We start from the raw sequence: 14554 nt of genomic DNA on the forward strand, positions 1-14554 counted from the left end.
ATTAACTCAATAAGGAACAAAAAATGTCCCTACAAGCCTACAAGCCTACAAGCCTACAAGCCTAATGTTGTATTTTATTTTAAATCTTCAAGACAACTTGGAGGTTTAAAATGAACTTTTCTGAATTTAAAACTAAATTTGATCAAGAAAACATTAATACGATTGAATATGATTGTTTTCTTCCTGTCCATTTGACATATAATAAAAAGTCTACTTTTAAGAAGAAAGATGGATCAAGTAATGAAGAATTTTACAAATGGCAATTTTTATATTCATTAGTAAATTCTGGGCTTGTTCCAAAAGACTATATTGGAACAGAAGTTCATTTCCCAAAAGGAAATAAATCATCTGCACCAATAAAAATTGATGGAGCAATTTTTGATGATAAAAAGTGGTTTGAACATTACAAGAACTATCACCAGAATGGTGATCTAGATAGTTTAGAATGGTTAAGAGAACACTTAATTGTTGCCATAGAATTTAAGAAAGAAGATAAGAAAAATATTCCTGAAGTATGGGATAAGCAATTAAAAGCCTATTTACGAGAAAGTGTTCGAAAATTCTGTTTAGGTATTTTATATGACACAGGTAGATTGTACTTATTTAAAAAACAAAATGATAAATTATTACGTTTTAGTGATGAATATAATACAAAAGGCCAAGATAGTAAGACTAAAGACCTTTGTTTGCATTTGACTGATCCTTATCTAAACATTCCTAGTTTTCAATATCTGTTAGATATCGAAAATTTAAAAGAAAAAGACTTATCGACTCGTACTATTTTTGATTTGGATATTATTTCGGGCGTTCATTCAACGCAAATTAATGATGTAATGAGTAATATCTTGCGTACAATGGATAAAGTAGGTTTAACTAATCAGCGTGGATTTGAAATTTTAATTCAAATTTTATCATTAAAGATCTTTGATGAAAAACGAAATGAAAAGAATAATAACCATTATCTTGATTTTTATATTACCCCTAGTGAAAAGAAATATGAGTCACTAGCCGATGAAAATGTACAAAAACTTATTAAACGGATCAATAAGCTAAGAGATGATGCATCTGGTGCATATACTCGAATTTTAAAAAATAATGTTTTTAATAGTAAAAATGAAAATCACGTTAAAGTTTTAATTGAAGTTATTAGTCAATTTCAAAATTATTCATTTGTGCGTTCACATAAAACAGACCTTTATCAACTTGTTTTTTATAAGTTTGCCACACCATTTTCTAAAGAAAATAATGCTCAATTTGTTACCCCTTTACCACTAATTGATTTCTTGGTTAAGATTATCAACCCTAGAAATGGTGAAACCGTCATTGACCCAACAGTTGGTATCGCAGATTTTTTATCTGTGTCTTATGTCAATTCGAATAGCAAGCTAGATGACGGCAATATTTTTGGTATGGATATTGATGAACAAATGGTGATGCTTGCTACTTTAAATATGCTACTAAATGGTGATGGAAATGCCAAAATAGAAGCAAAATCAGGGTATGGTTCATTATTATCCAAGTTTGATAATGATGGAGGTATCTTAGAGTTAATACCATCTATGAACAAAAATGGAAATTGGGATAACCGCCCAGATGAAAAAAAATTAAAAAAATTTGATGTAGTATTAACTAATCCGCCTTTTGGAGAAGATCGTGCGTTTACACCCAAAAAGGATAATAATACAGATAAAGCTGTAATTGAATGTTATGAATTATGGAATTTGTATTCTAATAAAGGTGATAACAACAGTGATACTGCTGATAAAAAGAAATTATCTAAAAAGCAAGCTACAAAAATTGACTTAGGTGTTATTTTTCTTGAGAACGCCTATCATATTTTAAAAGAAGGCGGCAGAATGGGAATTGTACTATCTAATTCTATTGCTAGTATTGATAGTCATAAAATCGCTCGTCAATGGTTAATGGATAAAATGCGGATTGTGGCAATTTTTGATTTGCCCGCTAATGTATTTGCTGAAACTGGGGTAAATACATCTATTATTGTTGCGTATAAGCCAACGGCTGATGAGCTAGAAAAATTAAAAGAGCAAAATTATCAAGTATTTGCTAAAGATATTCAAAGAGTGGGTTATGAAGTTAAAACCAATAAACGTGTCAAACAGTTTGTACCAACTTATAAGATTGATTATAAAACTTTTGAAGTACAAATTGATAATGGCGGTAATCCAATGTTAGATGAAGATTTTACCCAAACAATTTCTGATTTTAAACAGTGGTGTATATCACAAGAACAGGTATTGCAAGATATGTTTATTAAGGCGAAATAATTATGAGCAATTATATTCATACTCCTAAAACAATTAGCTACAATGATATTGTAGAAAATGGCTTTAGTTTATCGTCATCGCAACATAAAAGATTTGAAATTACTAATCAAAACTGTAAATTAGTGAGAGATTTTTTAGCTCGTGATTTAACCCGCAGAGATTTAGGGGAAGAAGTTGGCTCTGCGAATTATATAAGTCAATCTAGTCATTATTTTTTACGCACCAAAGCCTTGCAAGATCATTCTTACTTGCCAGAAATCAGTTCCGAAACTGCATTACCTATTATGCCAAGTAGTTTTGTGGAAATGAATTTAAAGGCTGGAGACTTGATTATTTCCAAAGATAGCAATATTGGTGAAATTATCATTTTGGATAAAGATTATTCAAATTATATGTTGTCTGGGGCATTATATAAACTACCTGTTAATAAGCATAAATATTATCTTCTTGCAATGATAAAACACCCTATTTTCCGTGAGCAACTGGATTTTATTGTACCCAAAGGAGCAACAATTCGTCATGCTAAAACATTATTTTTAGATTGCAGAATTCCTATGCCTAATGATAATGCTGATAATGTCATTAAATTTGTGGAAATTTTGACTCTGGCAATTGTGAATAAACAACGCTTGATTAAAGAACGTCATCAAACTATTTTAGATTTAGTTGAAAAAGAGTTATTAGATAATCAAGGTAATATTGTGTTTTCTTATAGTTTACCAACGATAAAAGAAATTGAAAATATAGGTAGATTAGATACTAATATTTATCGTAAAGAGTTTAAAAATATAGTTTTCACAATAGAAAATTACATAAATGGTTATAAAACTATTCACGAATTTGGATTTTCGCTTTCTCGCGGGCAGAATTTACAAGTGTCAAATATAGGAAATAGTATTTATAGCAAAAAGAAATATAAAAACTTTTACACTTTAATATTACCTAAATTTATCTCAAAATATGGAACCGTAGATAATATAGAATATTTGGGTAATCCAAATTCTTTGAAAACCCTTAAGAAAGGGGATCTAATTTTTGGGGCTGAAGGGTTTGAAAAAGGACGATCCATAGTAGTTATTGAAGAACAGGATAGAGTCATTACAAATATTCATGGCATTACAATACAGCAAGAAGAACATAATGCTAATAAAGCAATATTTATAAAATGTATATTAGATTACTTTAGAATCAAAGGAATAATCGATCTTTATGCCGTTGGTGGTAATGGTGGAAGTTTGGCCCAAAAATACTGGAGTATGATTCCTTTCCCAAATTTTCCAACAGAAAAGCAAGAAGAAATAGCTAAGCTATACCATAACCCCATTAATTATGATGTAAAAAATGCCACTCTGGATAATTTTCTTACATTAGATGATGAATTTAATAATCAAGCAGGCATCTATGAATTAGATAAAACAGCTAAAATATTACAAAGCATATTAGATCAAACTATCGAAATATCATAAACGATAATTCTATTAAAATTGAATTTAATATAAGATGATGAGGCATCTATTCAAAAGGAAATTTAAGATTTTATATAATTTATGAATTATCTTGCTCACCTCCCCATAAGCCAACAAACCAATTATTTTGCCTTTAGCTTTTCTTTTAAGGAAAGATAGATAAACCGCAAAAATGGTGCATCTCGCCACATACGGGGTGATATCGCTATGTGTTTATCTAGGCGTTAAGTCCACAAGTTTCTTGTGGCGGTACGGTATTCGAGGCATAAACGCTTTGAGCCGACTTGAGATTTCCAAGTTGACGATTTTTTGTGTCTAGCGTTTAGCAAATCTTGAATGCCTTGTACCACACAAAGAAATTCTTAATTACTCAACATTCATGGTTTCATGTGCTGGTTCATTATCTAGTAATAATTTGCTTTAAAAGCCATATCTAAAATAGAAAGGTCTATATAGTTACTTTATCTATTGTAAATCGATCAAATTTTGATCTAAAATACCGCCCACTTTAGGCAAATCTTCTCGTTTGCTTTTTTTATATTTAATTCGTTCAACCAATTTAGCAAGAGAAACATGACTTATTGGCTACAAAACAATAAGTTGAAAGTTGATTATGCACGTTGAACGAAAAAAATGAAAAACAACAAGAAAACATCACCACTTTTACTTTCTGCACTTCGCAATCTCTCCGCATTCGCTATTTACGATTTATCTGATACCGAAATACTCATTCTTCTTAAAAATGCTCGTTGGGGAAATTCTCATTGTTTTCATACTGTTCAATGTCCTCGTTGTCAGATTGAGCATAAAGCCTATTTTATTTCTTCTCGTAAGCAATGGCAGTGCAAGCATTGCCAACATCGTTTTTCTGTAAAATTTTCAGCACACTAAACTTTCCCTAAAAAAGCTACTGTTATCGGTTTATTATTTCACTATCAATAGTAAAGGTATTTCTGCGCTTAACTTATCTCGTCATATTGGCGTGCAATATAAAACTATTGGCGTGCAATATAAAACGTCATGGGCATTACTACATAAATTCCGTGAAGCAGTCGAAAAAACGCAAGATTACACACCACTCACGGGCATTATTCATATTGATGGTTGTTATGTGAATAACTACCTTCGACCAAAAAATTTTAAACATAAGCGAATTAATAGACGTAAGAGATGTCACCAACGTAAAGACAAATCCTGCGTTATGGTTTTCCGTCAACAAGCTGCAAATCAGGAAATAATAAAAGGAGTAGACCGCACACTCGTTGCGTTAGTTAAAGAGGAAAATGCTGATGATATGTTTGCTTTAACACATCGCTTAGTCGCACCAAAATCTACAATTTGTGCTGATGAAAATCCTGCTTATGATGGCTTGGCATTTCACTATGACTTATGTCGTGTAAATCATTCGCAAGAATATTGCTCGATTGATGGCACCACCAATAACCTAGCAGAATCCTTCTTTGCAAGATTTAGAAGAATGATTATGGGTGTGTATCATAAGATGGGAAATAATTACATGATGCACTATGCGAATGAAACCGCATGGTGTGAGGATTTTCGTTACCAGTCAGATAAAGACAAATTCGACAACGTACTAAAATGCTGTTTGAAAGCTAGACCTTCACGAGATTTAACTGGCTACTGGTAGGGAAATAAGAAACCTGCAGCAAAATTCGAATTGGAAAGTTTATGTTTGGAAGCCTCAAACGATAACCAATATTTAGCCGTAGCCTAAACAATTTAAAGCAACACAAGGAGCAATAATGGAAACCATGACACACACGCCACTTAATGTGGATTTAAAAAAGATGGACTATGAAACCTTCAAAACTTTTATGCGTGAACTGGCTCAGATGTATTCAAACGTAAAAGATGATGCCTATCTGTTGTTCTATCACAATTTGCGAGACCTTGCGAAAGAAGTCAGTACTTTACCCCGTAATCTATTGATATTTTATGGAGCCTATGAAATCGCTAATAATCAGGTAGTCGTGGCGATATTTGAAATGCAATTTACCGCTGAAGTGTTTGAAACCGAAGATGGGAAACCTTATCAGATGCTTTCTATTATTAGTAGTTTTGCGGAAGATAAAATCTATCTACGTTGCCCGACTAAAATTAGAGAACACCTAACCCAACCTGAATACGTTGCTCTCTGCGAACAGGCTTATCCTGCAATGATGGAACAAATACTGCTAGAGGAGCAACGTGAAAAATTGTTTAGAAGAAAACGGAAAAGTGAGTAATGGAAAAATAAGTAGAATTCTGTAAAATACATTTATAAAAAATAATGCCCTTATCGAAATAAGGGCATTTTTGTATAGTTTTGTTTAAATTTTGGTCTTTGTGCAACTGCTACATAATACCGTATTTTGTAAATCATCTTCGAAATCTGACCGCTTGTATTTTTAAGATTATTTTCCTTTCTTCTGATTCATCAACCAATCACGGGCAGGTTCGAGTAAATAGGCGTAATCAAATGAGTACATATGCTCTGCACCTTTGTGGGTTGAGTTTTCCGGAATTACGGTATTTGGTGTGAAACGGATGAAGTTAATACGTTTGCCTTGGGCAAGCATTTGTTGGACTTTTGCGTCTTGTTTTGCCTGTGGCAGTTTGGCAGAGAACTCAGTTTCGGCGTAGCTGACTTTATCTTGTTTCAGCATTTTTCCAACTTGAGCCATGCCTGCAGAGGCTTTTGGATCGGCAGCCGAAACGGTATAAATAAACTTCGCTTTCTCCAATGGTTTTAAAACATTGATATCCCATTGACTGCCGACAAACATAGACGCCGCAAAGAAGTTAGGCTCGATACTATTTAGGTAGAATGAAATCATACCGCCCATGGATTGACCCGTGGTATAAACACGATTGGCATCAATCGCTTTTTCGGCGATCAGATTTTTGACAAGGCGTAAGGTCATGGGGACTTCTTCAGTTGTTTCCCATTTATCGTTGACTGCCGTTTCGGTGTAAGACGGTACAAGGACAAAGGCTGGGTATTTCGCCTGCGCTTCATCGGTTGCCCAGATGATGCCGCCGTAGCCTTGCATTAGTGGGGCTTTTACGCCTTTTCCTGCTGTGCTGGCATCTGCGATAAACATGACTAACGGATATTTGCGACCAGGCTCAAGATTTTTCGGGGTGTACAGGTTGTACTGCATTTCTTTGCCTGTTTTGGGATCTTTAAACGTTAACACTTCAAAACGTGGTGCAATTTGTTCACGCAAGGCAAGCAAGCGACTATCGTAGGATTTATCTGCGCCGCCGTATTGTTTGTCCCAAGCTGCATTTTGCGTGTTTTGAGCCGTCATTGCTGTTTCAGTCGCATTTTGAGTGGCATTGCAAGCGGCAAGCAACAAACTTGCGGCGATAATTGTTACGGTTTTCTTCATCATGAAAACTCCTTAAATTTTGTGAGAAATCGTCAATGTGTTTTGATGCCTAAACGGTTTAAGGCATCAATGGCAGGTTGGGAAATATGATCACCACGTTTAGCAGACTCTTGATACCAATGAACGGCTTTGGTCATGTCTTTTGATGTGCCGATGCCGTTTTCGTAGCAATGGCCGAGCCAGTATTGCCCGGTGATGTCGCCCACTTCTGCTGCTTGCATGAAGTAGGCAAAAGCGGTTTTCGCATTTTTGGCGACACCTTCGCCGTTTAGATACATCAGTCCCAGATAACGCGGCGCTTTCATATGCCCCGCCTGTTGTGCCTGCTCAAAGTAAGGCTTGGCATGTTGGTAATCCTGTTTTTGATACAAGGCGATGCCTTTGTCCAACAGGGCTTTCGCCTGCTCATTATGTTGCGGAACGGTAGAACAGGCAGCGAGAAGGGCTGTAGCGACGAGCGCGGATAGTTTGGATTTCATAAATCACTCCCTAACATGTATCGCAAATTGAAATAATAGTACAAAGTTTCGTTTTAGACATCAAAGTGCGGTCAAATTTTCAGGCGTTTTTGCCACCTGTCTTTAAAACTCATCTATTTAATATCCCCCTTCGGCGCATGCCCGTAATAGCGTTTGTATTCACGGCTGAACTGGCTGGGGGACTCGTAGCCGACTGCTTGCACGGAGCCAACCGCCTCGCCAGCAACTCCCTGCTCGAATGCTTAGTTACCGCTAGACTTGCCGCCCAAACCATCACAGACGAACAAGCATTCCAAGCCGTATTGTCCAAAAGGCCGTCTGAGCGTCCATCCGCCGAAGCAGGCATCTTTCCAGACGACCTCCAAAACACATTCAGCCGCCCCACCCTGCAAGCGTTCAACCAACACCATCTAGGCATTCTCCGCAACGATACCGGCCTATGCTGCGCCATCGCCCAACTGCGGTTTTGGAAGCAAAACCAAAGCGAGCCGCACACCACGTCTGAATACGAAAACCGCAACCTACTCGAATGCAGCCTCGCCGTCGCCCAAGCCGCATACAGGCGGAAACAGAACATCGGAGCATATTTTAATAGTGATTGTTAAGGCTGATAGTGAAAACTTTTCTCCAATAAATAACGTCATTGACTGAAAAAGAAAAGGTTCACACATGATTAAGGAAAGATTGAAAGAAAGTAGGAGAAACGGTGGAAACTAAAATGCAGGGATTGACAGTAGTTATAAGTGATAATAACTAATCAACAATGGTTTTTGCATTTTGTGGAGAGAAAAAAGCTAGGATTAATGAAATAAGACCATCTGAACAGTTTTGAATAAGTTCAAACAAAGTTGGCACAATTCACTATCTTTACCCTACTCTATTTCGCCAGGCTACAATTAATGATAAGGTTACAGTAAAATTAACCAGCCAAATTTCTATTAATATTGATTTGATACTAAAAATTGGAGTACTATGAGCACACTCTCTAGAGTATCATTAATTCTCATTTGACATATAGGAACAAAACAGCGGAATTTGTAGAAGAATAGGGAAAAGGAAATTAATTTATATTATGTCAAATTAATAATGTTAGTATTTAAGTCTATTAATTCCTGTTTCTCCTAGTTGTTACAATTACTTACACAAAAAGGTCATTTGAAAAATCTCAGATGACCTTTTTGTGTTTCACATTTCAGTAAGCGCAATTGATATTATTTCAACTCAGCTATCCTCTTTTTTTCTCACTACACTTTTCTTTTCATATCCCAATAAAGTAAGATTCAGTCAACGGATATCAATCCATCCAAGCTCTGGAGTAAAGCATCCCATGGCCGTCAATAAAATCGCCTGTAAAAGCAGCAAGTTCCGCGTTGTCTTCACCTTCCCTAATTTCTGTTGGCCGCCTCCACCAACTCCTCCTTCTGTTCCGCCCATTCCATTTCCACTCTTTGCCGATTTCGGAGGTGCCAAGAGCGTTGCCAAAGATATACGCCGCAACCGTAAGTCTGCTTTTGTCTTTAAAGCCAGTAAGACGGACAAGACTTATGGCGACGAAATCGCCCTTCCCGGCCGCAAAGGGGTAAAAGCCGTACCACTACCAAACCGGCCTGGCCGATGCGTCATTCTTCCTCGGTTAAAATTCTCAAACGCTATATCGTGCGCACTGGCGATACGTTCTATATGAACGGCAAATTCAGTAAAAAACCTGTCTATCCTGTAAGGGTGCAGTGGGCGTTGGTCAGCCGGTCAATCCGATACATGGTTTGAAGTTTCTGACAAACAAAACCGTCTTTGCCTTTGAATGCATTCTGTCGCTGGTATGGAGCCGCAGCTATAATTCCGACCAAGAAGGTACCGGCTGGATCGGTGAGGGTTGGAGCGTACCGGGCTGCCAACGCATCATCCGCATGAGGAGCTTTACTCCTCAAAGTAAAAATAAGTAAGGAACGTGCTAACAATGGAAATACTGAAAAATTTCTTAATTTTATTTTTGTTATCAACCCCTTTAATATCATGTAAACAACATCTAGAAAGAAACGAGAAAATGACTAACCTTATATCAACAGGTAGTACTTATTGGATTTCAGATGAAGAAATTTATATTCTCGAAGAGAACGCCACTAATGGAGATAAAAACTCAGCATTCAAATTATATCAATACCATATGTTTGTATCTTTAGATAAAGATTTGGAATTTACATGGCTAGAGATAGCGGCAAAAAATGGACATCCAATTGCCCAATCCAATTTAGCTGATTTATTTTTCACACAAGGCAATAAAGAAAAAGCCATATTTTGGGCTAAAAAGGCATATAGAAATGGTGCCAAGCTACCAGACGAATTAAAAATACTAATAAATATCAATTAATAAGGCTGTGCAGATTATCGTTACAAACCTAAAACTTCTGTATGAGGATTAAGCAAGCCGTAGCCTACATGAAACCTTTAATCCCAACGTAGAGCGTGTGCGATACGCACACACGTGGTTTCTGCTTTTCAGACGATCTCAATCCTTTTTCGAGGCCGTCTGAAATATTTCTTCCATAACAATCTAAGCCAAAACTGCTTACGAATACGGCCAAGACGGTTTGCCGACCCAACGCACCAATGCGCTGGGTCATACCTTCGGCTACCATTACGATAAAGCCCACCGCTTAGTCGGCCTTATCAATCAAATACGATATGCAGAAACCGTACTTTAAGAAGCTGTGCAAAGGCTATACTGCTGCCGGCACCACGCACCAACACACACGATCTTGCGGTGCGATACGAAGCTGTTGTAATGAGCCGAACGCGGTGTAGTAAGTTTCGGGAATTGCGGCAAGGGTTGTTCAATCTAAATCGGTATGAATGGGGTAAATTTGCTCGTTTGGCAGCAACACATATTCGGCGTAGCTGCCGTCAAAGGCGCGCCCCATTTCTCCCATAATAGAAGACAACCTTTTGTCCGACCGCCAGCGCAGGTGTGGAACTTTGCGTCACTTCGCCTACACATTCAATGCCCAAAATGCGTGGAAACTGCACGGATGGCGATTTGCCTTCACGCGTGAAAATCTCAGAATGGTTGATGCCGAAGCCTTTGATTTTTACTAGTGATCAACCCTCTTTGATATCAGGTGTTGGCACGTCTTGATAAATTAGTTGTTCCGCTCCGCCGGCTTGGTAGATTTTTACGGCTTTCATAATACCTCCCTAAGAATCTGATGCTTTCAGGTAGCCTACTGCCCATTTTACTTTCCTAACAACCCATTTTTCTCTAAATAATTCCGAGCCACGTTTTCCGCGCTTTCGCCTTGCACTTTCACGCGGTAGTTCATCTCGCTCATTTCCTCTTCGCTAATTTTTCCCTCCAGTCGATTAAGTGCGGTCACAATTTGCGGATTTTTCTCGGCAAATTCTGCTTTCATCAATGGTGCACCCTGATAAGCAGGAAACAGGGAAATATCATCTTTCAACAGGAGCAATTGATATTGTTTCAATTCTGCATCGGTGGAAAAGGCTTCCACTAGGTCGATTTTGTCATTCAACAATGCCGTATAGCGTAAGGCAGGTTCCAAGCTAACAATATGTTTTAGCGTGATACCGGCTGCCTGCATGCCTTTATAGCCATCCGCTCGGTCGATAAATTCCAGTGAGAAACCTGCTCGGATATCGGGCGCTACCTGCTTCAAGTCGCTGATTGTCTTCAGTTGGTGCGATGCACCGTAGCTTTCTTTGACCGCCAACGCGTAAGTGTTCTGATAAGACATCGGTGGTAGAAACTCTAGCTGATATTGTTCCGCCAATAATTGTTTGCCCCGTTGATAGGTTTCATCTGTCGACAGATGGCGGTTCTTCTGTTCAGTTGGTACTTGTACTAAGGCTTCCAGCACTGTGCCGGTGAATTCAGGATAAATATCGATTTCGCCACTATTCAGTGCGCTAAACAGGAAAGTAGTTTTGCCAAAATTAGGTTTGACTGTGACTTTCACGTTCGAATTCTCACGTTCAATCAATAATTTATACATGTTAATCAGAATATCCGGCTCACTCCCCATTTTGCCGGCAATCACCACGTTTTTTGTGGCAGGCATAAATGAAATCTGCGACAGACCGAGTGCGCCGAAGCCCACCGCCAATGCAAGAATAATCGGCAACTTGCGTCGCGATTTCTGCAACAGCCCGATAATGCCGCTTACACCGACAGCCAATAACGCGGAGAGCAATGCGCCAGTAAACGTCATTGTCATGTTGTTGCGGTCAATGCCGAGCAGAATCAGGTTACCCAAACCGCCTGCACCAATTAACGCCGCCAGAGTTGCCGTGCCGACAATCAGCACCGCCGCCGTGCGAATGCCTGAAATCATGGCAGGCAAAGCCATCGGCAGCTCAATCCGCCATAATGATTGCCAGCGCGATAGTCCGAATGCAGTGTATGCATCTTGAATCGATTGGTCGATTTGGGTCAGCCCCAAATAGGTATTTTGAAAAATAGGCAACAGCGCGTATAGCGTGAGCGCAATCAAGACGGGCGGCGAACCGATACCGACAAACGGAATCAGCAAACCCAACAGCGCCAAAGACGGAATGGTTTGCAATATATTGGTAAACTGCAATACCGCTTCCGCTACCCGCTGTCTGCGCGCAAACAACACGGCCGCAGGCACCGCAATTGCCACTGCCGCGAGCAAAGCCAGGCCGGAAAGCCATAAATGCGTAAGCAGCATTTGCCAGAGTTCTGCCGGGGTAACATTTAGGGATGAGAACATAGTTTTAAATTTTATGTTTAGTACGTTGAATAATAGATGTTTATGTTTGCTTTACAGCAAGGTATTAGCGCTTTGAAAGAGGTTTCAGACGGCCTTCACCATCATAACACTGCCCTTCTCACAGCTTCCTGTCCCTGTTTATCCAACCGTAAGAATTGGTGGATGATGCGTTCGGCATCGGGTGCATCGGCGGTGGAAAACAGCGATTGCACATAATCATTTGCCGGCTGCTTTTTGATTTCTTCAGGTGTGTCGATTTGTACCAGTTTGCCATTATGCATTACACCGATACGGCAAGCGAGTTTGGCGGCTTCCTGCATATCATGGGTAACGAAAACGATAGTGGTGCCAAATTTTTGGTGAATCATAGCAATTTGGTCTTGCAGCACGGTGCGTACCAGCGGGTCAAGTGCTGAAAACGGTTCGTCCATCAGCAGAACTTGGGGCTTGGCTGCAATGGCTCGCAAAATACCGATGCGCTGCTGTTCACCGCCGGAAAGTTCGTGCGGATAGCGGTCGCGGTAGTGCGCAGGGTCAAGTTCCACCAGCTCCAATAATTCATTCACACGCGTTTTGCGTTCGGCTTTCGGCCAGCCCAGTACGTCAGGCATGAGTTCGATATTTTCCGCGACGGTCATGGTGGGAAAAAGCGCGATTTGCTGTAATACGTAACCAATTTGGTGGCGGAGCTGGCGGATGTCGTAGTCTTTAATCCGTTTCCCGTGCAGATAAACGTTGCCATCGGTCGGTTCAATTAGCGCGTTAATCATGCGTAAAGTGGTGGATTTGCCACTGCCCGAGCCACCCACCAACACGAAAAATTCACTCTGATAAATGGTCAAATCCAAATCGCGCACAGCATATTTGCCGTCATAATGCTTGCCTGTGCCACGAAATTCGATAAATGGGACAAGATTATTTTGCATATTGTGCCTTTACTACGTCTTCAAAACTAAGCGGTGCGCGTCCCAACAACTGCGGCAGGTCGTCTGAAACGGTAGCAAGCTCGCCTTTGGCAATGGCAGTGTAGGTAGAAACCCAGGCTTCAATCTGCCAATCGGACGTGTCAGGATACTCAGCTTTGCGGCTGGCGAAGGCTTCTTCCACAGTTTCATTGTGGTAGCAGTGCGGTTTGCCGGTGATTTCGGTTAAGACGGCGGCTATTTCAGCGAAGTTTAATGATTGGGAACCGGTCAGCGTGTAGGTCTGATTGTCGTGGCGGTGGTTGCCGTATGCGATGTCGGCGATAACGTTTGCCGCTGCTTGGGCGACATCGCGCTGTGAAACGCAGGCAACTCGCCCATCATCAGCAGGACCTGCGATGATGCCGTCTGCGTTGGCAATGGTTGCCATCATCTCGCTGTAAAAATTGTCGCGCAGAAAGGTGTAGCGCATATTTGTTTGCCGGATTGCATTTTCGGTAACCGCATGAGTGCGCGCCAGCGTGAAGGTGCTGTCCAACGCCGCTTGAGCAAAAGAGAGATAGACAATATGCTTCACGCCCGCTTCCGAAGCAGCCTGCACCAAAGTCAAATGCTCCTGTTCGCGCATCGGACTTTCGGCGACGGACACCATAAACAGCACGTCCACCCCGTTTAATGCCTGCTTGGCAAGCTCCAAATCGCCATAGGCAAACCGTCGCACCTCGCAGTTCAGCAAATCGGTCGCTTTGGCAGGGTTGCGCAGCGGCAGAATAAGCGGCAGACCGCGTGTGCTCAGATGACGGGCAACCATACCGCCGATGTTGCCGCTGGAGCCAGTGATGGCTAGATTCATGTTGTTTTCCTTATGCGTTTTCTAAAGAGATAGCTTTGCCGTTTACAGGGTTTCTGTAAAACCATGTGCATGCTGCTTTTTGGGTTTCAGGTAGACTGAATAGATTCAAGGGATGGTTTATTAATGGTTATTTTATTGTAGCAGTTTTCCTGCATACGATAAGCCGCGAAAGACTTACTTGATTATTAAGCTGATATTAATAATTAGGTTAGGATATGTGGTCTTTCCGTTTTCAGGTCCCTTATGGCTTAAAACGGACCTCTTTTACTAGTTTTTAGAATTTAGGTGGCATTTACATTACCAAGTATTTGTACTGCATTTCTCTATTCTCAAAGAATTTAAAGAGCTTGGGGTATGTCTCCACGGCCCTATTCCACTACTAAATAATTAAATGATAGAGTT

Annotated in this window: 14 protein-coding genes and 1 pseudogene; 8 read left to right on the plus strand and 7 right to left on the minus strand. The window is 39.9% G+C overall.

What is annotated here, in order from left to right; all coding sequences use genetic code 11:
* Positions 1-110: 110 nt before the first annotated feature.
* From DBY97_RS08190 to DBY97_RS08205, 5 genes are all read left to right on the plus strand, one after another.
* Complete coding sequence (locus DBY97_RS08190) at positions 111-2288, plus strand: HsdM family class I SAM-dependent methyltransferase (RefSeq protein WP_107858031.1); 2178 nt, start codon at positions 111-113, stop codon at positions 2286-2288.
* 2 nt (positions 2289-2290) lie between these two features.
* Positions 2291-3754, plus strand: a complete 1464-nt coding sequence (locus tag DBY97_RS08195) for a hypothetical protein (RefSeq protein ID WP_107858032.1) — start codon at positions 2291-2293, stop codon at positions 3752-3754.
* Positions 3755-4387: 633 nt separating this feature from the next.
* Positions 4388-4645, plus strand: a complete 258-nt coding sequence (locus DBY97_RS11440; RefSeq protein ID WP_199900751.1) for a transposase — start codon at positions 4388-4390, stop codon at positions 4643-4645.
* Positions 4646-4688: 43 nt separating this feature from the next.
* The gene (locus DBY97_RS08200) at positions 4689-5402 is read left to right on the plus strand and encodes an IS1595 family transposase (RefSeq protein ID WP_234394545.1); all 714 of its coding nucleotides are present in this window, start codon (positions 4689-4691) and stop codon (positions 5400-5402) included.
* Positions 5403-5517: 115 nt separating this feature from the next.
* Entirely contained in the window at positions 5518-6000 is a 483-nt protein-coding gene (locus tag DBY97_RS08205; protein ID WP_107858033.1) for a hypothetical protein, read from the plus strand.
* Positions 6001-6168: 168 nt separating this feature from the next.
* Here the strand turns inward: DBY97_RS08205 and DBY97_RS08210 are convergent, their stop codons facing one another.
* Positions 6169-7152 carry an alpha/beta hydrolase-fold protein gene (locus DBY97_RS08210; protein WP_234394538.1) on the minus strand — a complete coding sequence of 328 codons (984 nt, stop codon included), beginning with the start codon at positions 7150-7152 and terminating at the stop codon, positions 6169-6171.
* A gap of 29 nt (positions 7153-7181) precedes the next feature.
* Positions 7182-7628 (minus strand): tetratricopeptide repeat protein, encoded by a 447-nt coding sequence (locus DBY97_RS08215; RefSeq protein WP_107858034.1) that lies wholly within the window; start codon positions 7626-7628, stop codon positions 7182-7184.
* A 197-nt stretch (positions 7629-7825) separates the two neighbouring features.
* On the opposite strand from DBY97_RS08215, the pseudogene DBY97_RS08225 reads away from it, so the two are divergent.
* The 3 genes and pseudogenes from DBY97_RS08225 to DBY97_RS08235 form a co-directional block, all read left to right on the plus strand.
* A pseudogene (locus DBY97_RS08225) lies at positions 7826-8233 on the plus strand (L-aspartate oxidase); the annotation flags it as partial.
* 1158 nt (positions 8234-9391) lie between these two features.
* Complete coding sequence (locus tag DBY97_RS11490) at positions 9392-9571, plus strand: DUF6531 domain-containing protein (RefSeq protein WP_234394539.1); 180 nt, start codon at positions 9392-9394, stop codon at positions 9569-9571.
* 14 nt (positions 9572-9585) lie between these two features.
* The gene (locus tag DBY97_RS08235; RefSeq protein ID WP_234394540.1) at positions 9586-9996 is read left to right on the plus strand and encodes a tetratricopeptide repeat protein; all 411 of its coding nucleotides are present in this window, start codon (positions 9586-9588) and stop codon (positions 9994-9996) included.
* A gap of 64 nt (positions 9997-10060) precedes the next feature.
* Here the strand turns inward: DBY97_RS08235 and DBY97_RS11495 are convergent, their stop codons facing one another.
* From DBY97_RS11495 to DBY97_RS08260, 5 genes are all read right to left on the minus strand, one after another.
* Complete coding sequence (locus DBY97_RS11495) at positions 10061-10279, minus strand: glutaredoxin (protein ID WP_234394541.1); 219 nt, start codon at positions 10277-10279, stop codon at positions 10061-10063.
* A 250-nt stretch (positions 10280-10529) separates the two neighbouring features.
* On the minus strand, positions 10530-10712 hold the full coding sequence (locus tag DBY97_RS11625; protein WP_199900758.1) for an alcohol dehydrogenase catalytic domain-containing protein: 183 nt from the start codon (positions 10710-10712) through the stop codon (positions 10530-10532).
* A gap of 146 nt (positions 10713-10858) precedes the next feature.
* The gene (locus DBY97_RS08250) at positions 10859-12376 is read right to left on the minus strand and encodes an ABC transporter permease/substrate-binding protein (protein WP_107858036.1); all 1518 of its coding nucleotides are present in this window, start codon (positions 12374-12376) and stop codon (positions 10859-10861) included.
* A 101-nt stretch (positions 12377-12477) separates the two neighbouring features.
* Complete coding sequence (locus tag DBY97_RS08255) at positions 12478-13302, minus strand: ABC transporter ATP-binding protein (protein WP_107858037.1); 825 nt, start codon at positions 13300-13302, stop codon at positions 12478-12480.
* A complete protein-coding gene (locus tag DBY97_RS08260) occupies positions 13292-14152 on the minus strand; it encodes an SDR family oxidoreductase (RefSeq protein ID WP_107858038.1) in 861 nt (286 codons plus the stop codon). Before DBY97_RS08260 ends, DBY97_RS08255 begins: the two co-directional genes overlap by 11 nt.
* Between the last annotated feature and the right edge of the window lie 402 nt (positions 14153-14554).

Source organism: Neisseria subflava, from assembly GCF_003044645.1.
Taxonomy (GTDB): Bacteria; Pseudomonadota; Gammaproteobacteria; order Burkholderiales; family Neisseriaceae; genus Neisseria; species Neisseria subflava_B.

Bases quoted from the DNA above. Each gene is read 5' to 3' on its own strand.
- DBY97_RS08250 (WP_107858036.1), bottom strand. From the start codon at position 12,376: ATGTTCTCATCCCTAAATGTTACCCCGGCAGAACTCTGGCAAATGCTG.
- DBY97_RS08260 (WP_107858038.1), bottom strand. From the start codon at position 14,152: ATGAATCTAGCCATCACTGGCTCCAGCGGCAACATCGGCGGTATGGTT.
- DBY97_RS11440 (WP_199900751.1), top strand. From the start codon at position 4,388: ATGAAAAACAACAAGAAAACATCACCACTTTTACTTTCTGCACTTCGC.
- DBY97_RS08195 (WP_107858032.1), top strand. From the start codon at position 2,291: ATGAGCAATTATATTCATACTCCTAAAACAATTAGCTACAATGATATT.
- DBY97_RS08190 (WP_107858031.1), top strand. From the start codon at position 111: ATGAACTTTTCTGAATTTAAAACTAAATTTGATCAAGAAAACATTAAT.
- DBY97_RS08215 (WP_107858034.1), bottom strand. From the start codon at position 7,628: ATGAAATCCAAACTATCCGCGCTCGTCGCTACAGCCCTTCTCGCTGCC.
- DBY97_RS08255 (WP_107858037.1), bottom strand. From the start codon at position 13,302: ATGCAAAATAATCTTGTCCCATTTATCGAATTTCGTGGCACAGGCAAG.
- DBY97_RS08235 (WP_234394540.1), top strand. From the start codon at position 9,586: ATGGAAATACTGAAAAATTTCTTAATTTTATTTTTGTTATCAACCCCT.
- DBY97_RS08205 (WP_107858033.1), top strand. From the start codon at position 5,518: ATGGAAACCATGACACACACGCCACTTAATGTGGATTTAAAAAAGATG.
- DBY97_RS08210 (WP_234394538.1), bottom strand. From the start codon at position 7,152: ATGATGAAGAAAACCGTAACAATTATCGCCGCAAGTTTGTTGCTTGCC.